General features: G+C 35.1%; 19 protein-coding genes, 1 pseudogene and 1 riboswitch. Of the genes and pseudogenes, 6 read left to right on the top strand and 14 right to left on the bottom strand.

Annotation, left to right across the window (positions count from 1 at the left end):
- Window position 1: 1 nt before the first annotated feature.
- Window positions 2-1,405, bottom strand: coding sequence for a glycoside hydrolase family 28 protein (locus ACZZZA_RS14795; protein ID WP_463433033.1), 1,404 nt, complete (start codon window positions 1,403-1,405; stop codon window positions 2-4).
- A 337-nt stretch (window positions 1,406-1,742) separates the two neighbouring features.
- On the opposite strand from ACZZZA_RS14795, the gene ACZZZA_RS14790 reads away from it, so the two are divergent.
- Window positions 1,743-2,240, top strand: coding sequence for a hypothetical protein (locus ACZZZA_RS14790; protein WP_463433031.1), 498 nt, complete (start codon window positions 1,743-1,745; stop codon window positions 2,238-2,240).
- Between the two features lie 51 nt (window positions 2,241-2,291).
- Here the strand turns inward: ACZZZA_RS14790 and ACZZZA_RS14785 are convergent, their stop codons facing one another.
- The 8 genes and pseudogenes from ACZZZA_RS14785 to ACZZZA_RS14750 all read right to left on the bottom strand — a co-directional run bounded on the left by ACZZZA_RS14785 (window position 2,292) and on the right by ACZZZA_RS14750 (window position 8,892).
- On the bottom strand, window positions 2,292-2,942 hold the full coding sequence (locus tag ACZZZA_RS14785) for a MarR family winged helix-turn-helix transcriptional regulator (RefSeq protein ID WP_463433029.1): 651 nt from the start codon (window positions 2,940-2,942) through the stop codon (window positions 2,292-2,294).
- Between the two features lie 47 nt (window positions 2,943-2,989).
- On the bottom strand, window positions 2,990-3,688 hold the full coding sequence (locus tag ACZZZA_RS14780; RefSeq protein ID WP_463433027.1) for an SDR family NAD(P)-dependent oxidoreductase: 699 nt from the start codon (window positions 3,686-3,688) through the stop codon (window positions 2,990-2,992).
- Window positions 3,689-3,750: 62 nt separating this feature from the next.
- On the bottom strand, window positions 3,751-4,032 hold the full coding sequence (locus ACZZZA_RS14775; protein ID WP_463433025.1) for a TIGR03643 family protein: 282 nt from the start codon (window positions 4,030-4,032) through the stop codon (window positions 3,751-3,753).
- The gene (locus ACZZZA_RS14770) at window positions 4,032-5,510 is read right to left on the bottom strand and encodes a cryptochrome/photolyase family protein (protein ID WP_463433023.1); all 1,479 of its coding nucleotides are present in this window, start codon (window positions 5,508-5,510) and stop codon (window positions 4,032-4,034) included. Before ACZZZA_RS14770 ends, ACZZZA_RS14775 begins: the two co-directional genes overlap by 1 nt.
- Entirely contained in the window at window positions 5,498-6,799 is a 1,302-nt protein-coding gene (locus tag ACZZZA_RS14765; RefSeq protein ID WP_463433021.1) for a DASH family cryptochrome, read from the bottom strand. Before ACZZZA_RS14765 ends, ACZZZA_RS14770 begins: the two co-directional genes overlap by 13 nt.
- Entirely contained in the window at window positions 6,751-6,906 is a 156-nt protein-coding gene (locus tag ACZZZA_RS14760) for a DUF2256 domain-containing protein (RefSeq protein ID WP_463433019.1), read from the bottom strand. The genes ACZZZA_RS14765 and ACZZZA_RS14760 overlap by 49 nt, the downstream gene beginning before the upstream one ends.
- 1 nt (window position 6,907) lies before the next feature.
- Window positions 6,908-8,231 (bottom strand): annotated as a pseudogene (locus ACZZZA_RS14755) (ABC1 kinase family protein).
- Window position 8,232: 1 nt separating this feature from the next.
- Window positions 8,233-8,892, bottom strand: a complete 660-nt coding sequence (locus ACZZZA_RS14750) for a TetR family transcriptional regulator C-terminal domain-containing protein (RefSeq protein WP_463433017.1) — start codon at window positions 8,890-8,892, stop codon at window positions 8,233-8,235.
- Between the two features lie 97 nt (window positions 8,893-8,989).
- Between ACZZZA_RS14750 and ribA the strand changes: the two genes are divergently transcribed.
- Window positions 8,990-9,580: a GTP cyclohydrolase II gene (gene ribA / locus ACZZZA_RS14745; protein ID WP_463433015.1), complete on the top strand. Its 591-nt coding sequence runs from the start codon at window positions 8,990-8,992 to the stop codon at window positions 9,578-9,580.
- Between the two features lie 52 nt (window positions 9,581-9,632).
- A complete protein-coding gene (locus tag ACZZZA_RS14740; protein WP_463433013.1) occupies window positions 9,633-11,063 on the top strand; it encodes an SDR family oxidoreductase in 1,431 nt (476 codons plus the stop codon).
- An 82-nt stretch (window positions 11,064-11,145) separates the two neighbouring features.
- Here ACZZZA_RS14740 and ACZZZA_RS14735 read toward each other — a convergent pair whose 3' ends face one another.
- Complete coding sequence (locus tag ACZZZA_RS14735) at window positions 11,146-11,967, bottom strand: alpha/beta fold hydrolase (protein WP_463433011.1); 822 nt, start codon at window positions 11,965-11,967, stop codon at window positions 11,146-11,148.
- Window positions 11,968-12,253: 286 nt separating this feature from the next.
- Window positions 12,254-12,320, top strand: a riboswitch (Fluoride riboswitch).
- 29 nt (window positions 12,321-12,349) lie between these two features.
- Between ACZZZA_RS14735 and ACZZZA_RS14730 the strand changes: the two genes are divergently transcribed.
- Complete coding sequence (locus ACZZZA_RS14730; protein WP_463433009.1) at window positions 12,350-13,657, top strand: voltage-gated chloride channel family protein; 1,308 nt, start codon at window positions 12,350-12,352, stop codon at window positions 13,655-13,657.
- A gap of 157 nt (window positions 13,658-13,814) precedes the next feature.
- Window positions 13,815-13,991: a histone H1 gene (locus ACZZZA_RS14725; protein WP_047446385.1), complete on the top strand. Its 177-nt coding sequence runs from the start codon at window positions 13,815-13,817 to the stop codon at window positions 13,989-13,991.
- A gap of 32 nt (window positions 13,992-14,023) precedes the next feature.
- On the opposite strand, the gene ACZZZA_RS14720 is transcribed toward ACZZZA_RS14725, so the two are convergent.
- The 4 genes from ACZZZA_RS14720 to ACZZZA_RS14705 form a co-directional block, all read right to left on the bottom strand.
- Window positions 14,024-14,590, bottom strand: a complete 567-nt coding sequence (locus ACZZZA_RS14720; protein ID WP_463433006.1) for an RDD family protein — start codon at window positions 14,588-14,590, stop codon at window positions 14,024-14,026.
- Between the two features lie 10 nt (window positions 14,591-14,600).
- Window positions 14,601-16,724 (bottom strand): Tex family protein, encoded by a 2,124-nt coding sequence (locus tag ACZZZA_RS14715; protein WP_463433004.1) that lies wholly within the window; start codon window positions 16,722-16,724, stop codon window positions 14,601-14,603.
- Between the two features lie 118 nt (window positions 16,725-16,842).
- Window positions 16,843-17,271 (bottom strand): hypothetical protein, encoded by a 429-nt coding sequence (locus tag ACZZZA_RS14710; protein ID WP_463433002.1) that lies wholly within the window; start codon window positions 17,269-17,271, stop codon window positions 16,843-16,845.
- Window positions 17,228-19,255, bottom strand: a complete 2,028-nt coding sequence (locus ACZZZA_RS14705; RefSeq protein ID WP_463433000.1) for a hypothetical protein — start codon at window positions 19,253-19,255, stop codon at window positions 17,228-17,230. Before ACZZZA_RS14705 ends, ACZZZA_RS14710 begins: the two co-directional genes overlap by 44 nt.
- Window positions 19,256-19,503: 248 nt before the next feature.
- Here ACZZZA_RS14705 and ACZZZA_RS14700 point away from each other — a divergent pair, with 248 nt between their 5' ends.
- Window positions 19,504-22,212, top strand: coding sequence for a class I SAM-dependent DNA methyltransferase (locus ACZZZA_RS14700; protein WP_463432998.1), 2,709 nt, complete (start codon window positions 19,504-19,506; stop codon window positions 22,210-22,212).
- Window positions 22,213-22,227: the final 15 nt, after the last annotated feature.

Below are 22,227 nucleotides of genomic sequence, written 5' to 3'. Positions count from 1 at the left end.
CTTATTTTTTTAACTCCGTTAAAGGTTGTCCGTTAACGATTACATTTTTTAAAGTCACATTTTTCAAATAATCTACTTTGTAAGGGATCTGTACGCCGGTCATTTTAGCATTGATCATCGTGAAATCGGTTACCGGCGAAGATTCATAAGCATCAGAAAGTACGGCATATTTTCCACCTTTTTCTACAGTTAGATTTTCAACCCAGATATTTCTGATGGTCGGAATATGATTTCCCGGCTTTTCATAATGCATATTAAAACGAACGGCAGCTTCTTTATACGCACCCACTTTTGTGTTGTAAAAAAACACATTTTCAATCGTTCCGCCACGGCTTGAGCTGGTTTTTATTCTTAAAGCTCTGTCAAGATTTTTGCTATCCATTACGTTTCCGATGGCATAAATATTTTTTGCACCGCCTGCAATTTCGCTTCCGATCACAACACCGCCGTGACCGTCTTTCATTTCGCAGTTTTCGATGATATGGTTTTCGGCTGGTTTTCCGATGTCTCTTCCGTCCTCATCTCTTCCGGATTTGATGGCGATACAGTCATCTCCTGTATCAAAATACGAATCTTTAATCCATACGTTTTTACAGGCTTCAGGGTCGAAACCATCGTTATTTGGTCCGTGGCTGATCACTTTTACTCTTTCAATCAAAACATTTTCGCACAAAACAGGATTCAAATTCCACATCGGAGAATTTTTCACCAAAACATCCGCCATATAGAAGTTTTTTGATTTGTAAGGCTGAACGAAATTCGGTCTTAAATACCATCCGTCCCCAAAAATTCTTTCTCTGGCAGGAGTTCTGTTGGCCATATATTCGTGAAGTTTCGCACGGGCAGGGTTTTGTCTTCCAGGGCGAGATGCGTTGTAACCGTATTTTGTAGCGCCACACCAAAACCACCAATTGTCTAAATCTGAATTTCCATCTAAAGTTCCTTTTCCGGTAACCGCAATATTTTCTTCTTCGTAAGCGTAAATCAGAGATGAATAATTCATACACTCCATTCCCTCCCAACGGGTGAAAACCATAGGGTAGTCGTTGCTGTCCTGACTGAACAGAACAGTAGAACCATCATTTAAATGAAGATTGACATTAGACTCAAGATAGATGGCTCCGGTTAAAAAAACACCATTTGGAACGACCACTCTTCCGCCACCTTCAGCACTGCATTTTTCGATCGCTTTTTTGAAAGCTTCCGTATTTTTTGTTTTTCCATCACCAACTGCTCCAAAATCTGTAACCAAATAATCAACCTTTCTGAATTTTGGCTTTTTAATTTGTTTTTTTAAAGCTTTAATCTCTTTCAAAGGTTGTTTTGCTGAAGTCCAAGGCTGATATTGAGCCGACAACTTCATTGAAAGGATGAATATGAGAATGAGTACGATATATTTTTTCATATAATGGTAGATTATAATTGTCTGATAAATTCCTTTAATTATCGCAATCTAAAATAATTGGGATAAAAAATTGTCCTGCACTGTCGGTACTTTTGTATTTTGTTTATTTTAAAATTTCAAAAGTTTTTTTTGTAATCGATTGCGCAATTTTCAAAGATAGAAAATATAAGGGAATCAACAGAAATGACACTTATTCATTACCAGTATTTTATGTGAAAAATCATAAGGAGTAATTAAGAAAACCGCTCATTAAAAACATTTTTATTCTCTTCATGATAGGCTGTAATACGGTAAAAATGTATATTTGAACGTTATTCGAAACCCCTAAATTTTAAGTATGCCAAGTAATGTTTCCTATAAGCTGATATCAATGACCACTTTCGTTATCGATTATTATTCGAATGAAGGATATGCGGATCTTCAGACACTGAATCTGTTGATCAATTATGCGCAATTCCTGAAAAAAGAGGTTACACTGGGGATGTTCATTGCCATGGATTCTGACGGAAATATTTTAAAAGAGCCTAAGAATTACACAACCTGGAAGTCTCTTGCACACAACAGTGAAGATACAGACGACCCGGAAAATTTGAGTTTCGAAGAATATAAACGCTATAAAAAGGCTGAGAAAAACTGTTTTTTTGAAGGGTTTGAAATTGCTTACAACGGCTATTCTGTCGTAAGAATTGTAGCATCCAATAATCCCAATATTGAATTGTCATTTAATAAAAATGATTTAAAATGTCAGACAATAAAATATGTTGAAGAGCTTACAGTTTTCGAAGAAATCTATCTGAGTAAATCCACTCTAAAGTCAATTGGAATTAAAAAATAAATTTCGCCCCTTCTTAAAATTGATTATTGATTTAAAAATATTAGCCTCGAATTAAATATTTAAAGATTTGCTGATTTCAAGAATATCTGCATTTTTGTAATCTGCATAAATATGAGCATGAAAATCATTCAATTTTTTTAATGTTATCAAGAGTTGGTTTTTCTCGTTTTCTTTAAGTTTTCCTGATAAGATTTTGGAAGTCCGGTTGACATTTGCTACAGATTCGTGGAATATTTTTTCTCCTTTTTCGGTGAGATTCAGCCGTTTGCTGCGCTTATCTTCTTCATCATTTTTTTCTTCTAAAAATCCTGCTTCCAAAAGTCTTTTGATAATTTGAGTTCCGGTTTGTTTTTCGTGTCCGTTTTTTTCAATCAGTTGAATTTTAGTTAAAAAAGGTTCATCTTTTAAACGGTACAAATAAGTAAATTCTTCATTTGCCAGTTCAGGAAAATCTTCCAGACCTTTTCTGATCAATAATTTTGAATATCTTCCCAGCAAAAGAACCTGCTTACAGATTTCGTTTTCTTTAAAAGAAACCTGATGATTTTCATTCTTAAAAAGCTTGGTCGGACTTTCTTCTGAATATTTTTTATCATTCATCCACACACGGAAATCATCCACGTCAGAATTGGGTTTGTAAGCATCAGAATTTTCGAATTCTTTGACTTGTTGCAGGAGATTGATAAAAAAATCGGTTTGCATAGTTTTAATTTAAGGTAAAGATATTGGTTTTGTTTTTTGAAGGCAAATTATAGTTTTACGTTTCCCATTCCGCCATCAATTCCGATGACTTGTCCGGTGATCCAGGATGAATTTTCTGATAATAAGAACTCAGCCATTTTTGCAATTTCATCAGCATTTCCTATTCGTTGTAAAGGATGTCTTTTTCCTGATGCTTCACGTTTTTCCGGGCTTGAAAGCAGATTCGAAGCGAGATTGGTGTCGGTAAGAGATGGCGCAATAGCATTGACTCTGATTGTTTGAGCAGATAATTCTGCTGCCAGACTTTTCGTTAAACCTTCAACAGCACTTTTACTTGATGAAACAGAAGTGTGAAAAGGCATTCCCAGTTTTGCCGCTACAGAACTGAAAAGAACGACAGATGCACTTTCTGATTTTTTTAAATGAGGTAATAATTTCTGGATAGTTTTTACAGCACCCAAAACATTGATTTCAAAATCATTCTTAAAATCGTCAGCAGAAAGTCTGTTAAAGGGTTTCAGATTAATGCTTCCGGGAGCATACACCAATCCGTCAATTACTTCCGGAAAATTAATTTCATCCAGATTTCCGGTGAGAATATCCATTTGATGAAAGTCAATATTCAATTGTTCAACCTCAGGATTTTGAGTTTTTGAAATACCAATTACGTGATACTTTTCTGATAAAATTTTTGCGGTGGCAAATCCTATTCCTTGCCCGCAACCGATGATGACTATGTTTTTCATTTTTTTAATTGTATTTATTTTTAAAAATCTAAAATTCTATTGATGCATTCGCGGTATTTAATTTACCGTTTTGAAATTTTATTATGAGTTATTGTCCGTTGTCTTGTACATTTAAACCTTTCAATTTCCAGATTTCTTTTCTTCAAATGCTTCTGGCTGACTCCAGAATTCACTCTTTTTCTCCAAAGTCTGAAGCTTGAAGGTTTCAGTTCGGTTCTCATTACTTCAATCACTTCAGATTCACTGATTCCGAATTGAAATTCTATGGCTTCAAAAGGCGTTCGATCTTCCCAAGCCATTTCGATGATTCGGTCTTTTTGTATTAAATTAAATTTTTTCGTCATTATTTTAAATTTTTAATCGTTTGTCTGGCGATTTTAAAGTGATCGGATCTTTTTTCTTCCGGCATTTTATCCAGAGTTCTGAGCATCATTCCAAGCCTTGGATTGGTTTTAAAAAAATCTCTGTTGTCATTTACAAAATTCCAGAAGAGTGCATCCCATTTTTCGGTCCAGTCGCCATCAGCATAATCGCTCATTTTCCTGATATAATTACTTCCGCTGATGTACGGTTTTGTACTCATTTTTCCGCCATCCGAGAAACTGCTCATTCCATAAACATTCGGAACCATTACCCAGTCGTAAGAATCAATAAATAGTTCCATAAACCATTGATAAACTTCATCAGGATTGAGTGTAAGCAGATTCATAAAGTTGGCCAATAGCATCAGTCGTTCAATATGATGAGCATATCCGGTTTCCAAAACTTTCAGAATCGTGCTGTCAATCGGTTTAATTGTAGTCTTTCCGGTGTAAAAAGATTCGGGAAGCGGGTTGTGATGTTTCCAGTAATTTTTATTTCGCTGATAAGTTCCCTGGTACAAATACATTCCTCTCACAAATTCTCTCCAGCCTAATATTTGACGTACAAATCCTTCCAAAGAATTGATTGGAATTTTATATTCTTCCGCATAATCAATGGCTTCCTTCAAAACATTTTCTGCCGTCAGAAGTCCAATATTTAATAAAGGCGACAGTACGCTGTGATGCAGAAAATGTTCACGCTCAACAATGGTGTCTTCATAAATGCCAAAGTCAGCAAATCGCAGTTCCAGAAACTGATTGAACCAATTTTCAGCTTCTTCAAAAGTGACCGGATAAAGCTGATAAGAAGTAAGATTTCCGTAGTTTTCGCTGAAGTTTTTCTCTGTATATTTTTTAGCTTCTTCGTAATATTTGTTGTTTTCCGGAAAATGAATGGACGGCGCCTGTTTATTTTTCGGATATTTTTTTCGGTTTTCTGTATCGAAAGTCCATTTTCTACCCATCGGTTTTCCGGCTTTCATCAGAATATTTCGAGAAATTCTCTGCTGCTTGTAAAAATCGGTTTGATGATACAATTTCTTATCTTCAAAATAATCTTTTAAATCTTCTCTGTTGTTGATGAACAATGGGCTGTCGAGGATTTCCAACTCCAATTTGGTTTTCTTAATTCTCTTTTCAAGCCAATTGTCACAAACGTCCATCATGAGAATTTTATCAAATTTTTCTTTTTCTAAATGTTTAATCAATTTTCGAACATCAGAAAGTGGGGAAGTGCTTTCAATATACTCCACCTTGAATTTTGCTTTGGTTAAATATTCCTCATAGAATTTCATACTTGCACGGTGAAGCGCAATTTTCTGCTTGTGAAATTTGTACTGTCTGAAAAACAAAAATTCTTCCACCAAAAAAACCGGCTGATTTTTATCCAGATCATCCGTGTCTTTAAAAAGCTGGTGCGGAAATATCAATTGTGCCGTCGATGATTTTACTGTAGCCATAAATTTCTGAATTTGTGGTCCGCATCGTATTGTTCTGCCTGTTTTTCTGCATTAAAAGTCCTGCTTCTCGGGTCATTTCCTATGCCTGCGAGATACATCCAGTTTCCGCAATTGCTGTGAACATCATAATCGATGAGCATTTCCTCAAAATAAGCTGCACCTGTTCTCCAATCTTGCTTTAAAATTTTGCAAAAGTATGAAGCAACATTTTGTCGCCCGCGATTGCTCATCCAGCCTGTATTTTTAATTTCCAGCATATTTGCATTGATGAAGTCTGAATCTGTTTCACCATTTATCCAAAGGTCAATTAAATTTTGGTCAGCTTTAAACTCGTATTTTTGGTTTAAAATTCCGTGTTGATGAAATATCTTATTCCGGAATTGCATCGCAGTATATTTAAAAAAGTCACGCCAAAGCAGTTCAAAAACCAGCCAATAGGTTGATTCATTGCTTCCGTGTTCCGCTTCATATTTTTTAATTTCGTGATAAACAGATACAGCAGACAAACTTCCATTTGCTAACCACGCAGAAAATTTGCTGCTGTAATCTTTATCAATTAAACCATTTCTTGTCTCTTTATAACGACTGAGATTTTTAGTTTCAAAAAAATAAGAATTCAATCGTCTTAATCCTTCTGTTTCTCCACCCGAAAATGGAAAAGCCGTGGATTTATGCATTTCAAAATCTTCGAATCCAAATGTTTTTAATGTAATGTTGTCACTTTCTATTTTTAAATCTAAAACTGTTTGTGTATGTATCAACTGTTCAGAATCAAACTCATTTCTTATGCTGAAATCTTTCTCTATTTTTTGCCGGAAAGCCGTAAACAACAAAGGGATTTTTTCTAATTTTTCAGCTGTAAAATGAGGTTCAAGCAAAAATTGAGAATAAGATTTTATCCACTTTACTTCAGGCAGAATTTGTTTGATTTGATTTTCTAATTCAATTTCTTCCTTCGTCCATTCTTTCTGACAGAATATTTTTTGAATCTCAAAATGCTCAGAAATCTGCTTAAAAATATCCTGTGTTTTACCAAGTTTTTTAATGAATGGAATATTCTTTTGCTTTAAACTATTTTCCAAATCTACAACCGATTCCAGCAAAAATTTCGTTCTGAACTTCCCGATTTTTCTGAAACCATATTGAGTTGAACCGAAAAAAGTTTCGTCAAAAATATACACTGCAAGAAAAGGTAAATCTTCGTGCATCACTTTGTAAAGCGATTCGTTATCTCTGGTTCTTAAACTATTAACGAACCAGAGGATGTTGATTTTTTGTTTTTCCGGCATCTTTCGCTGCAATATTTAACGTCGTCCCAATTCTTTTTCCATTTTTTCCGCCAATTGAAAGGCAATCCGCAGACTTCACAAATTTTTGAGGGTAAGTCAGCGGGCATTTTACTGAATGAAATTTTTATACTGATTGATCGCGATATTTTTGGCTTTCAGATCGTGCATCATATTGTACAATCCGAAGAAGGTTCGGTTCAGGTAAATAAAATGTTTCGAACCTCTATTTGTGTTCATCCCTTTCATATCGCTGAGTTTCGCATACCGTTGTCCGAGATCTGCAATTTCCTGGAAGAAGGTTTCGTCGGAGAAATCAAAGTTTTCAGCATTAAATGGTCTTGTGAATAATTCTAAAAGTTCATAAAACAATTTGGTGAAAAATTCTTTTTCCTTCTCAGAATCATCGTGACGCAAAATCTCAAGCTGATACAGTTTTTCATTGAAGATTTCAGGATTGTTTAGATTTTCTCTCTTAGCCAGTTCAAAATAAGGCTTGTAAAAATCGCCCGGAATTTCTTTGATACAGCCAAAATCAATCACCAATAATTTTTTATCGTCCGAAATCAGGAAATTTCCCGGATGCGGATCTGCGTGAACCTGCTTCAGTATATGCATTTGATACATATAAAAATTCCACAGCGTTTGTCCGATTTTGTTGAGATCTTCCTGAGAGTTTTCCAGTTTTGTGAATTCTGAAAAATGTTTTCCGTTCATCCAATCCATCGTGATGATTCTTTCGCATGAAAACTCAGGATAATATTTGGGAAAATCAAGATTGGAAAGATGGCTACATTTTTCCGAGATTTCCTGACTTCTTTTGAGTTCAAGATCATAATCTGTTTCCTCAAACAGTTTGTTTTCCACTTCCTGAAAATAAGATTCAGAACCTTTCTTTTTTGATGTTGAACATTTTCATCGCAATCGGTTTTACCATTTTCAGATCGCTGGAAATGCTTTCTCTTACACCAGGATATTGAATTTTAACCGCAAAATTTTGATCCCCTTTTTTAGCTTTATGAACCTGACCAATGCTTGCTGCATTCACAGATTCTGTTGTAAATTCATCAAATATTTCTTCAGGATTTTTCCCGAAATATTTTCTGAAAATCTTCTTTACCAAAGCTCCCGAAAGTGGAGGAACGGAAAATTGAGACAGGGAAAATTTCTCAACATAAGCCTGCGGAAGGATATTTTTCTCCATGCTTAACATCTGGGCGACTTTCAGGGCAGAACCTTTCAGTTCTTTTAAAGAATCGTAAATGTCAGAGGCATTATCTTCATTTAAAGTCTTTAATGCTTCTTCTTCATTTTTGTCTTTCGTGATTTTATTTCCGTAATATTTAATGTAATTAACGCCAACTTTTGCCCCTGCTTTCAGTAAACTGCCCGTTCTTTCTAATTTTCCGGTTGGTATTTTATCGAGTGTTTTCATTTTAACTTTTTCTGAATTTTTCTTTAAATAAAAATTTGCCGAGATCCACAACTTTTCTCAAAGGTTCATTATCCATCAGTTCAAAGCCCGTATCGATTGTTTTTTCGATGAAAATGTCTGTCTTTTCAAATGATGGCGAAGTATCTTTTTTCCAAAATTCTACAGCAGAAACCAGATGCAGCCAAAGTGCTTCTTCTCTTGCTTTTTCGTGAAAATTTTTGACGTCATCTTTAGCTTTTTTAATCATTTCCCAATCATTAAAATCTAAGGTTTTGATAAATTCACGATGCGCTTCTTTTAAATGATTTGAGATTTTTGCAGAATGCAATTTGTCATTTCCGAGGATCATCAGAACCAGAGATCTGTTCATCGTCATATTTTCGAAAAAGATAAAATAAACGTTCAATAATTTTTCTTTTGAAGTCATCTCATCTGAACTGTTGACTTCCGAAGCTAATTCTACAGATTTATCAAATAGGTTGACCAGCATCATTTTTTCAATCTGTTCAAAACTCGAAAAATAATCGTAAAAATCTTTTTCTTCAAATTCATTGTCTTTGGCAAAACGGTAAATGTTTTTCGGTCTTTCACCGTGATTCAAAATGTAATCGCCGTACAATTCAAATATCTTATCTTGTGTAATCAGAATATCTCTTTCCATTATTAAATTTTATTTACAACAAATTTAGTAATTAATTTTACTAATTAGATAAATAAAGTATAAATTTGTACTATATAAATGATTTAAATTATAACTAATGCTCAAAATACAAGCTCAATCTAATATACCGACAGATTTTGGAATGTTTACAGTATATGCATTTTCTGAAAATGAAAATGACTGGAGTCCTCATTTGGTCTGGGTTGCGGAGAAAACTGATTTTAATAAAACGGTAAATGTGCGTTTCCATTCAGAATGTATTACCGGAGAAGTCTTTCATTCCAGAAAATGTGAATGCGGACAACAATTGGATGCGGCAATGAAGTTTATGTCTGAAAATGGAGGGATGATCATTTATCTGCGACAGGAAGGAAGAAATATAGGAATTATCAATAAACTGAAAGCTTACGCACTGCAGGAGCAAGGTTTTGATACCGTAGAAGCGAATCTGAAATTAGGTTTGCCGGCAGACGGAAGAGATTTTGGTGTCGCCATAGAAATTTTGAAAATACTCAATGTTTCTACCGTAAATCTGTTGACCAATAATCCTGAGAAATTGAAATCTCTGGAAAACAGCGGGATTTTATTAAATAAAAGAATTCCGCTGGAAATTGATTCTAACGCGACAAACGAGTCTTATCTCATCAAGAAGAAAGATTATTTCGGACATCTTTTAGAAAAGGTATAGTTTTCTCATTGGGTTCTGAAAAATTTCTGACCAACATCAAAATTCATTCATTATGAAAAAAATACTTCTTACAGGAGCTACAGGATACATCGGGAAAAGAATGATCAGTGTGATTACCGAACAAGGATACAAAGCTGTTTGCTGCAGTCGTGATGTCAGCCGATTCTCAAAGCCTGCAGGAATTAAAGATGATCTGATAGAAGTCATTGAAGTAGATTTTCTGAAAGAAGAAACTCTGAAGAATATTCCTGATGATATTTCGGGAGCCTATTACCTGATGCACTCAATGAGTTCAAGTGATGATTACGAAGAATCTGAAAAAATATGTGCACAGAATTTTGTTTCTGCAATCGAGAAAACGCAATGCGAACATATCATTTATTTGTCCGGTTTGGTTAATCAGAAAGAATTATCAAAACACCTGAATTCAAGATTCAATGTAGAAAAAATTCTGATAGAGTGTAAAGTTCCGGTTACCGTTCTGCGTGCAGGAATTATCATTGGATCGGGGAGTGCTTCATTTGAAATTGTTCGTGATCTTGTGGAAAAACTACCGGTGATGGTCACCCCAAAATGGCTTGAAACAAAATGTCAACCCATCGGAATTGCCAATGTTCTGGATTTTTTAATTTTTACCTTATTCAAAAAAGAAACCTATCGCAAAAGTTTTGATATCGGCTGCGATGATGTTTTAACTTACAAAGAAATTCTTTTAGGTTACGCCAAAGTGCGGGGTTTAAAAAGGAGTATTTTCATTTTACCGGTTATGACGCCAAAACTGTCATCTTATTGGCTGTATTTTATTACTTCGACTACGTATAGTTTGGCAAGTTCACTTGTCGGAAGTATGAAAATTGAAGTGGTCTGCAAAAAAGAAAGTTTAGATGAAATTAAAAAAATAACCGGAGTAGAACCATTTTCTTATGAAAAAGCTTTGCAGAGAACGATGGCAAAAATTCAGGCCAATGAAATACGATCCAGCTGGAAAGACAGTTTTATCAGCAGCAGAAATGATTCTTCGCTTAAAGAATATATCGAAGTTCCGCATTTCGGATGCTTCAAAGATATAAGAAGCTATGAATACGATGACCGTGAAAAATGCTTGGACAGGGTTTTTGGTTTGGGTGGTAACAACGGATGGTACGGACAAAGTCTCTGGAAAATAAGAGGTTATATGGATGTTATGGTTGGTGGTCCTGGACTTAGAAGAGGCAGAACGCATCCTGCACTCCTTCACGAAGGCGATGCACTGGATTTTTGGCGCGTGATTTATGCCAATAGGGAAGAAGGGAAATTGATTTTGTTTGCCGAAATGAAACTTCCCGGAGAAGCTTGGCTGATGTTTAAATTATACAAAGGAAAACTATGGCAGAAAGCGGTTTTCCGACCGAAAGGATTGTTGGGAAGGTTATACTGGTATTCGGTTTTGCCATTTCACGGGGTGATCTTTAAAGGGATGGTCAAGAAACTGGCGGTTGGATAGTATTCCGAAAAGAACAATTATTGATATACAATAAAAGAGCGAATCATACAATTCGCTCTTTCCATGAAATATTTTAAATTCTTTAAGATTCAATAAACTCCAAAAGATCTTTATTAATGGTGGAAGCTTCCGTAGTGGGCATTCCGTGAGGGAAACCCGGATACGTGATCAATTTTCCGTTTTTTAATAATTTAATAGATTTTAAAGCAGCATTTTGATAAGGAACGATCTGATCATCTTCGCCATGAAGAACCAGAACAGGAATTTCAACCGCCTTTAAATCTTCATTAAAATCAGTTTCGGAAAACGCTTTAATTCCGTCATAATGAGCGACGATACCACCCATCATTCCCTGTCTCCACCAGTTTCTCTGCACGCCTTCTTTTACATCCGCGCCTTCTCTGTTGTATCCGTAAAAAGGAATTGTAAGGTCTATATAAAACTGCTGTCTGTTATTCAAAGTCTGATCTCTGATATTATCAAAAACAGACATCGGAACACCATCCGGATTGCTGTCACTTGCTACCATAATAGGCGGAACAGCACTAATTAAAACTGCTTTTTTTGCTCTTCCGTTCGCATATTTGTTAACATAACGGATTACTTCGCCACCACCCGTTGAGTGACCGATGTGTACAACATCTTTCAGATCCAGAAATTCTACCAATTCTGCAGCATCCGCCGCATACTGTTCAATGGTGTGACCGTAGATATTTTGGCTAGAACGGCCGTGACCTCTTCTGTCATGTGTTACAACTCTGTAACCTTTCTGTAAGAAGAAAATTACCTGTGCGTCCCAATCATCTGATGACAAAGGCCATCCGTGGTGAAACATCAACGTTGGTCCTTCTCCCTGATCTTTGTAAAAAATCTCTGTTCCGTCTTTTAATTGAAGTGTACTCATTGTTTTTTGTTTTTAAATGTTGTGATTAATATTTTGTTTAGAATTTATCTTGGTTTAATTCTTTAGCAAATGTAGTCCAGTGAAATTTATTTCATCTTAACCTAAGTTAAAATCTTTTACTTTTTTTTTAATTAAAAATTAATTATTGAATGTTTTTTAGCTTCCATTTGAGCAACGAGTAAATCAGTTGACAGATGAATGACTCAATATGCCACCTTATCAATAATAGCAAAATCAAAAATACAATCGATTGTCTGAAAAATAAAATAAAAGTATATATTTGCGGCAGATAAAAGGAAATGGTGTTCTTCCTTACCCAACCGCTTTTAAGAGCTGATGACGCCTGATTAATGGAAAGTTCTATAACTTAATCAGGTAAAATATGTCTAAAAATAAACAAAAATCCGTTAGTAAAAAGTTACTTTTTCAAATAAAACTTTTTATCAGAAAATATCCTTCGTTTCCTTATATTATAAAATGGACCTTAATTTGTTCATTTATCGGCGTTTTAATTGGTTCTGCTTCGGCAGGATTTTTACAATCGCTGAATTGGGCGACTGATTTCAGGGAAAATAATCTGTGGATACTTGCTTTGCTGCCAATAGGTGGTTTTCTTATCGGCTTGCTTTATTATTATTTCGGCAGAGACGTTGAAGCAGGAAACAATGTATTGATTGATACGATTCACGAACCTAAACAGATTATTCCATTCAGAATGGCAATATTTGTTTATCTCGGCACTATTGCTACGCATTTTTTTGGAGGTTCTGCAGGGCGTGAAGGTACTGCTTTGCAGATGGCAGCATCTATAGCCGACCAGTTCAGTAAACCATTCAGGCTTTCTCCTTCGGAAAGAAAAGTTTTAATGATCGCAGCAGTGGCAGGAGGTTTTGGTTCTGTATTCGGAACACCTATAGCCGGAGCTATTTTTGCACTGGAATTTTTTTTAATAGGCCGTATTCGATATAGCGCACTTTTTCCTGCAGTCATTACTGCGATCATTGCTGACGTAGTTACGAAACTCTGGCAAACACCACATACGCATTATCATATACATACAATTCCGGATATTTCTTTTTTGAATATTATCTATGCCCTATTTGCCGGGATATTTTTTGGTCTGTGTGCGAAAACTTTTAGCAAAGTAATGCATCAGACAAATACTGTTTTCAGATCCGGAATTTCGTATCCGCCATTGCGTCCATTTGTGGGTGGAGCTATAGTGATGATCGCAGTGTATACATTGGGAACAACAAAATATATTGGACTGGGTATTCCTACTATCGTTCAGTCTTTTGACCACCAATTACCGGCTTATGATTTTGCAATAAAAATGATTTTAACCATTATAACGCTTTCTGCAGGTTTTAAAGGCGGTGAGGTGACTCCACTTTTCTTTATCGGAGCTACCTTAGGAAATGCTTTAAGTTTATTTATTCCTTTACCGACAGGTCTTTTAGCAGGGATGGGTTTTGTTGCTGTTTTTGCAGGTGCCACCAATACTCCTGTTGCTTGTATCATAATGGCTGTTGAACTGTTTGGAGCGGAATGTGGTGTGTATGTTTCCATTGCTTGTGTGATTTCTTATTTGATCTCAGGACACAATAGCATCTACGGACGACAAGTAATAGGAGAACCCAAACATGAACGTTTTTCAGACCAGGAAGGAAAACGACTGAATGAACTTTAAAAGAACAATTATTCTTTAATTCAGCACGTTTTGTAGTTTTAAATTTAAAAATTAGGATGTCAATATTAAATAATTCATGTTTGGCGTCAAATTTTTTCACCAATGTTAGGCTAGAACCGTCTGAAAACATATATTTGCAGCCTAAATTTATATACACATGAAAGAACTTATTGAAAAAATCAACGCAGAATTTGAAGCATTTGCAACTGAAGCAAACCAACAATCTGAAAAAGGAAACAAAGCAGCGGGTACAAGAGCTCGTAAATCTGCTCTGGAATTGAGCAAATTGTTCAAAGAATTCAGAAAAGTTTCTGTAGAAGAATCTAAAAAATAAGACAGACAAAGCCGGCTCGTAAGCCGGCTTTTTTATTGAAGCTGATTAATTCTTGATTGATCCAGCAGTTTTTTAAATTTCCAAACCTGACTTTCCTTTACGGTATAAGTATTACAGATTTTATTATTGATATGCATACTTAAATTCGTTCTAAAACGTGTTTGAGTTCCAAAAGCAATATCTTTCATGGTTTGTTCTGAGAACTCAGGATAAAAATTTGCTATACAAAGAAAATTCCTCTTTAAAGATTTTGAGAATTCCGGATAATCTGCATGATCATCGATTACTTTTATTTTAAATATTTTCTTTCCTAAAGTTGTTCCCCAAAGAGATTCGGTAATACTTCCAAATACTATTACCAAAGGGATCGCAACCATGAAAGAATAAATTACCGGCAGTTGGAAAATAAAATATAAAAGTAAAAAGAATACTGTCATATCAATCAACTTTGCAACTTTTCTTTTTGGGTCACTTCCATGAAAATCTGCTTTGTATGGTAAATCATACTCGATTTCATTATAAATGCGCTTTCCTTCAGTATCAAAATTTCGGGTTGCTCTGCGAATTATTTTTCTTTCTTTTAATTCTGAAATTCTCATGATTTTTTTATTACAGAATCATGCTCAGCTGAATTCTTTTCCTTGCTTCATCCACTTCGGTCACTTTCACCTGAACGTGTTGGTGCAGTTTGACAATTTCGTTTACGTCAGACACAAAACCTTCTTTCAGTTGAGAAATATGAACCAGCCCGCTTTCTTTGATTCCCAAATCTACAAAACATCCGAAAGCCGTAATATTGTTGACGATTCCGGGAAGGATCATTCCGATATTTAAATTTTTAATGCTTTTCACATTCGGATCAAATTCAAAAACTTTTGCCGCTTTTCTAGGATCTAATCCCGGTTTTTCAAGTTCTTTCAGGATATCTTTTATGCCTAAAATACCAATCGTTTCTGTAGTGTATTTTTCAGGTTGAATTAAATTAATTTTCTCTTTATTGGCAATCAGTTCATCCGTTTTTATGCCTAGCTCTTTCGCCATTTTTTCAACAATTCCGTATGCTTCAGGATGCACTGCTGAGTTGTCTAAAGGATTTTTTGCATTGGTTATTCTGATGAAAGCTGCCGCTTGTTGATATGCTTTCTCACCCAGTCTAGGAACTTTTTTCAGCTGTTTCCGATCTTCAAAAGCACCGTTTTCTGCACGGTAATTCACGATGTTTTCTGCCATTTTCTCACCGATTCCGGAAACATAACTTAGAAGCGATTTGCTTGCGGTGTTTAAATTAATTCCGACAGAATTCACGCATTTCATCACGGTAGAATCCAGTTCATTTTTCAATTGAGTTTGGTCTACATCATGTTGATATTGTCCTACACCGATAGATTTAGCATCTATTTTTACCAATTCAGCCAGCGGATCAGCCAGCCTTCTCCCGATAGACACTGCACCACGAACCGTCACATCAAAACTCGGAAATTCATCCCGTGCAATTTTACTCGCAGAATATACCGAAGCACCGGCTTCTGAAACTACAAAAACCTGTAAAGGCTTATCAAATGCAATTTTTTTAATGAAAAATTCAGTTTCACGGCTTGCTGTTCCGTTTCCGATAGAAATCGCCTGAATATGGTAAGCATTCACCATGGAACGGATTTTTTTCATTGCCATTCCGCTCTCGTTTTGCGGAGCATGAGGGTAAATGGTTTCGTTGTGAAGTAAATCTCCTTTTTCGTCTAAGCAAACGATTTTGCAACCACTTTTATACCCCGGGTCAATCGCCAAAATCCTTTTTCCACCCAAAGGCGGAGCCAGGAGAAGCTGGCTTAAGTTTTCAGAGAAAATTTCAATGGCTTTTTTATCTGCTTTTTCTTTGGCTTCCTGCAGGGTCTCGTTAGAAATTGCAGGTTCGAGAAGTCTTTTGTAAGAATCTTTTATCGCCAAAGCAATCTGTTCAGAACATTCATTTTTAGATTTAATGATGGCGTTTTCTATAAAATCTATAGCTTCATCTTTATCAATTCCGATATTGGTTTTCACAAAACCTTCACTTTCTGCTCTCATCATTGCCAGAAGTCGGTGAGAAGGAGTTCTGTTTAAACTTTCTTCCCATTCAAAATATTGCGAAAATTTCTGGGCGCCTTCATCATCTTTTTTTGCTTTTACCACTTTGGAAGTGATGATTGCCTTACGCTGAAAGAGGCGGCGAAGATTTTTTCGGACGTACATATTTTCATTAATCCATTCTGCCATGATGTCTCTTGCGCCTTGCAAAGCTTCGTCTTCTGATACTACCTGATCATTGAGATACTTTGAAACCAAATGCTGTAAATCATTTGCGTTCTGACTCATAATGATTTTCGCCAAAGGTTCCAGACCTTTTTCTTTGGCAGCATCAGCTTTTGTTTTTCTGCGTTTTTTAAATGGCAGATACAAATCTTCTAACTCCAGAATGTCGAAACTTCCTTCAATTTTATTTTTTAATTCTGTGCTTAAAGCGTTTTGTTCATCAATTGATTTTAAGATACTTTCTTTCCGTTTTACAATTTCTTCAAACTGCTTATTTAATTTAAAAATATTCTCAATCACAACTTCATCCAAATTTCCAGTAGCATCTTTTCGATAGCGGGAAATAAATGGAATCGTACAATCTTCAGAAAGTAATTTTAAAGTTGAGGTGATGCTTTTTTCGGATATATTGAGAGAAGTTCTGATGTATTCAGTAGTGTTCATTCTGCATTTTTAGAAGTGCTAAAATACTGTTTTTTTAAATTATTTAATGATGGATTTTGATTTAAAACAAAAAAACCAACTACAAAATGCAATTGGTTTTTCAAAAATTTTTATCTTGTTATTTTAAAATTTCATAATAGTAGAGTGGAGTATCTTCTTCATCGAATCCTATGATGAGAACTTTGAAAGCTTTTGCATTATCATTGTTATAAAAGTTTACCGTTGTTGGTTCTTTAGGATCGTTTAGCAAATTAGGATTCCAGTATAAAGTGCTTCGGGTATCTTTTCCTAAAACGTCTTTTTCAACATTTTCATATATTTCGTTTTTGAAGGGTTCTTCTTTGTCATACCCTTTCAGCTTCATTTCTTTTAAAGATTTTGTTTGTCCGTTATCAGGGATTGTTCCGCTGATTCCGCCACGTCTTGTATAAATGGCTACAGCACCATTTCCTCCCCCTGAACTTCCTGCAAAAGAACCTCTGAATACTTTAATCATAGCTACTTCAGCGGCAGAAATCATAGAAAGCTGTGAGGCTTCTGTTCTCATTTCGTCCAAAAAAATTTGTACAGGTCGCTCCTCGCATTGTGACAGTTGCATTTGATCCCTGCGAACTGACCTGAATACCGGGAACTCTTCCCTGCAGCCATTGAAGGATATTGGTTCCGCCGATAATATTATTTTCATTAACAAAATCAAAAACCATTTCATTGGCACTTTTAAACATTGGGCTGCTTAACTCATCATTCAGCTTTTTGGTTTTATTTCTTTTGTCGACTTTTATTTTAACCTCTTCAATTTCAGTGATTTTTTCGTTAATAAATTTTTCAGATGTCAGATTTGATATTGAATTGGCTATTTTCTCAGGAATTACTTCTCCAGGAATTCGGTCTGTTAATTTCATTCCTGTTTTTGGAAGCTCTTTTCTGTAAGGTACAAAACTGAAATCCGGCTGAAAATATACCTGTGTACTGTTTGCAATTGCCTTGTCACTGGTATTGAGTTGGTAAGAAAACGTCATGGTATCTTCAAAAACCAAATTATTTAAGCTGAAAAGTCCGGCGGCATCTGTTTTTATCTGATGAAACCTCGTTCCTGAATCTGCCGTTTTAAAAATTAAATTCAAATCTGAGTTCGGAGCTGGTTTTCCCTGTGATAAAACTTTTCCTTTGTAGGAAATATAAGATTCAGGTTTGTTTTTTATGAACGGATAATTTCCTGAAATAATACTGAACCAGTCCAGACGTTTCCATTTTTCAGAAATCAGAAGAGCATCTAAAGCTTCAGGTTTGCTGTTTTTTGTAAAGTATTGTGCGGGTTGGTCGATAGGTGAAGTTAAATCTCCGGTCAGCCAAAGACTGCTGAGAAGACTGTTTTCTTCTTCTGAAGTACTGCCTTCGCTGTCTGTTACTGTTACAGTATACATACTGAGAGTATCATCTTTTCCTATAGTCAAAGAATTTTTCATCTTTGAACCCGTACTAAAGTTAGGCGTTAGGCTTGGTTTTTTAAGGTTTAATTTTTGAGGCTGCACAAAGCAAAGACGTTCAGCCACTACATTTTCTTTACTGTCAAAAACAGTAAGTCTTAAAACTCCGTTGATGAGTTTACTGGTAGGGATTGAGGCAGATTGTGTATCAGAAAGTTTCTGCATTAAAGCTTTGTATACCAAAACATTATTAATCGTTCCCAATATTTTATAAGGATGATTTTCTGAAGAAATATTTTTTGTTTTAATGGTGTATTTTACAGCGGCTTCGGTACTTTCAACCTGAAGATGAAGTCCGGATGAAGTTGCGGGCGGAAGATCGACATTGAATTTTTTTCCTTTATCGTCCTGAACAGTCAGCTGATATTTCTTTCCACTTTGAGGATTCAGCGTAAATGAAGCTACATTCTGATCATAATCTGTAAATTTCACCAAAGGAGTTTCTGGATTGGCAGAATCTGTAATATGGCCGTTCCAGTTTTTTGATGCTGAACCATCTGAATGTAATCTAACCGAAAATTTTGTATCAATCCCCTCAATAAAAGTTCCGCTTTCAGGATGCACTGTTGCAGACCATGAAGCTTCTGTGTCGGCTACTAATTTTTGGGCAGATGCAGGATTATAAACCTTAACAGACTGAAGATAATTAAAATTTTCACTAAAATTGGTCATCCAGGTTGTATAAGCTCTGATAAAATAAACATCTTCCTGTAATGTGGGTGCTAAAGAAAAACTTCCGCTTCCTTCACCTTTGAGGAGAGGAATCATTTTTTTGTCTATTAACTTCTTATTGCGATCATAAAGTTCTACAAAAAGGGAAGTGGAAATATCTGAACGGTTGTACCCTTCAAAAACAAAAGACTTAAACCAAAGGTTATCTCCGGCTACATAGTGATCTTTATTAAAAATCAAATGGATTTTTTCTTGTGGATAGTTTTCCTGAAATTTGGTTAAAGCTTCTTCCGGTTTGTTTTGGGTGTAGGCATACGTTGCGACAGATAATGTAAGCACTAAAGCCATTCTTTTAAATAAATAAATACTCATTCTTTATTTGCGTTTTTGAAATGATTTTCAAAAATACATTTTTTTCTTACGGTGTAGAAATAAATAGTATTCATATACAGTTTTTTGCTGAAGGTGTACAAAAATCGCCGAGAAATGATTTGCATTATTCAGACTGTGCAGATGTTAAAAAGAACTCACTGAAAAGGGTGATTTTTTTTGTTTTACGGATTACCGTAGAGGGTTGAATAGGTTTTTTAGTTATATTTGAGGTTGAATTTTAAAAACTAATGAAACCACAAGAGATTAAGGAAAAACTATCAGCCATTGCAACAAACGCAGATAAGGAAAATTTCATTTATGATTTCCTGATGGCTTTTGGTGTTTCTAAGAATGTAGTTACTAGATTAAGAAAAGGAGATTCTAATCTTTCAAAAAAGGAAGGTGAACTTTTGTATAAAAATAAAATTTTCTTCAAAGAGGAAAATGCTGATAATCTTTTTCATATCGTAGATGAAGCGGCTAAAGACGATAAGATTTTAAAGCATAATCCAAGATTTATAGTAGTTACAGATTTTAAAAGTTTTGTAGCAACAGATGTAAAACTAAAAGTAAACAAAAGATTTTCTTTTGCCGAACTTCCTGAGCAAGCCGATTTTTTTTTGCCGCTTTCTGGTGCGGAAATCTACAAAGTTTCGCCAAATGATGACGCAGATAGAAAAGCTGCTTATAGATTAGCGCAACTTTATGACATATTAGTAAATGATAATGAGGATTGGGTTGCAGCAGGAAGTCATCACCTTAATATGTTTCTATCTCGATTATTATTTTGTTTCTTTGCTGAAGATACAGGAATTTTCAAAGTAGAAAATATTTTTACTGAAACATTAGTTAATAATACCAATGCTGATGGTTCTGATGTAGATGAATTTTTGAACATATTATTCAAAAAACTAAACAGCAAAACTGGTGATTTTCCAGAATATCTCAATTCATTTCCGTATGTAAACGGTGGACTTTTTAAAGATAATATCATCAGTCCGAAGTTCAGTAAAAAAGCGAGAAATATATTAGTAGAATCTGGCGAACTGAATTGGAGCGAAATCAATCCGGATATTTTTGGTTCAATGATTCAGGCTGTTGCAGACCCTGAACAGAGAAGCAACTTGGGAATGCATTACACATCTGTTGAGAATATCTTGAAATTGATTAAGCCTTTATTTTTAGATGAACTCGAAGATGAGTTTGATAAAAATATGGATAATGCCAAAGGTTTACGGAAGTTGATTGACAGAATTTCCAAAATAAAATTCTTTGACCCTGCCTGTGGAAGCGGAAATTTCCTCATTATTACTTACAAAGAAATACGGAATCTTGAGATTAAAATCATCCAACAAATCATTTCTTTGGAAAAAGCTAATTTGTTTGGAGGGCAAAGCTTTGTCAGCAATATCAAACTCTCGCAATTCTACGGAATAGAAATAAAAGATTTTGCTCACGAAATGGCGATTCTTTCTCTTTGGTTGGCAGAACATCAAATGAATTTGGTTTTTGATGAAATCTTGGAAGGCTTCGGCAAATCTGAACCTATTTTACCTTTAAAAGAAGCGGGGAATATTGTGGCAGGAAATGCAGCACGCAAAAATTGGGAAGAGGTTTGTCCCAAAAATGAAGGCGACGAAATTTACATTATTGGAAATCCGCCATATCTAGGAAGTAGAAACCAAGATGCTGAGCAAAAATCTGACATGGAATTTGTATTCCGAAAAGATTATAAAAGCTTAGACTATGTTTCCATTTGGTTTTATAAAGGTGCAAAGTTTATTGAAAACTTCAATGCGCAATTAGCATTGGTTTCAACCAATTCTGTTTGCCAAGGATTATTAGTTGCACTTACTTGGCCAAGAATTTTAAATGATAATATTGAAATCTCTTTCGCTCATCAATCATTCAAGTGGACGAATAGCGCAATTGGGAATGCAGGAGTGACAGTAATTATCTTAGGTTTGAGAAATAAATCTACAAAACCGAAATACCTTTATAGTAATAATATTCGCAGAGAGGCTAAAAATGTAAATGCTTATTTGTTGGATGTTCAAGATATTTACATCAATAGCTTAAATCAGCCATTATCTAAATTCCCTCCAATGAATTTTGGAAATATGCCCGCAGATGGAGGATATTTACTATTTACAGAAGAAGAAAAAGCTTCATTTATTAAAAATGAACCAGGTTCTGAAAAATGGTTTAAAGAATTAATTTCTGCACACGAATTTTTGAATGGAAAAAAAAGATATTGTCTTTGGTTAGAAGATATAGATAAAGAAGAATTAAATGATTTAGCCAACGTCAAAGAAAGGGTAAACAAAGTTTACAATGAGAGATTAATTTCTTCAAGGCCTCAATTGGCGAACATTCCTCATTTATTTGCTCAAATAACACAACCACCCAATTCAGATTTTATTTTCATACCTAGACATTCCTCAGAAGAACGAGAATATATACCATTGGGCTTTTTTGACTCACAAAAAAAGGCAAGTGATTCTGCTATGATTATCTGTACTTCTCAGCCTTGGCTTTTCGGTATTCTCCATTCCAAAATGCATATGGTTTGGGTAGATGCAATTGGTGGAAAACTTAAAACAGATTATAGATATTCAGCAAAACTTTGTTACAATACTTTTCCGTTTCCTGAAATCAGCGAGAAACAAAAATTAACCATTAATGAGTATGTATTTGCTATTTTAGATGAGCGTTCCAAATATTCAGAAAAAACATTGGCCTGGCTTTATAATCCCGAAACAATGCCAAAGGATTTAAAACAGGCACATCAAAATCTGGATAAAGCCATAGAAGAAATATACAGAATGGGTAATCCTTTTACTTCTGATGCAGAGCGTTTGGAACATTTGTTTAAACGCTATGATGAAATGACTAAAAAGGATACTTTGTTTGCCAAGCAAAAGAAAACGAGAAAGAAAAAATCAGATTTGTCTTAGTTTAAGGATGTCAGT

This window comes from Chryseobacterium sp. AC405b, from assembly GCF_979258685.1.
This window is presented reverse-complemented; position numbering and strand designations above follow the sequence as displayed.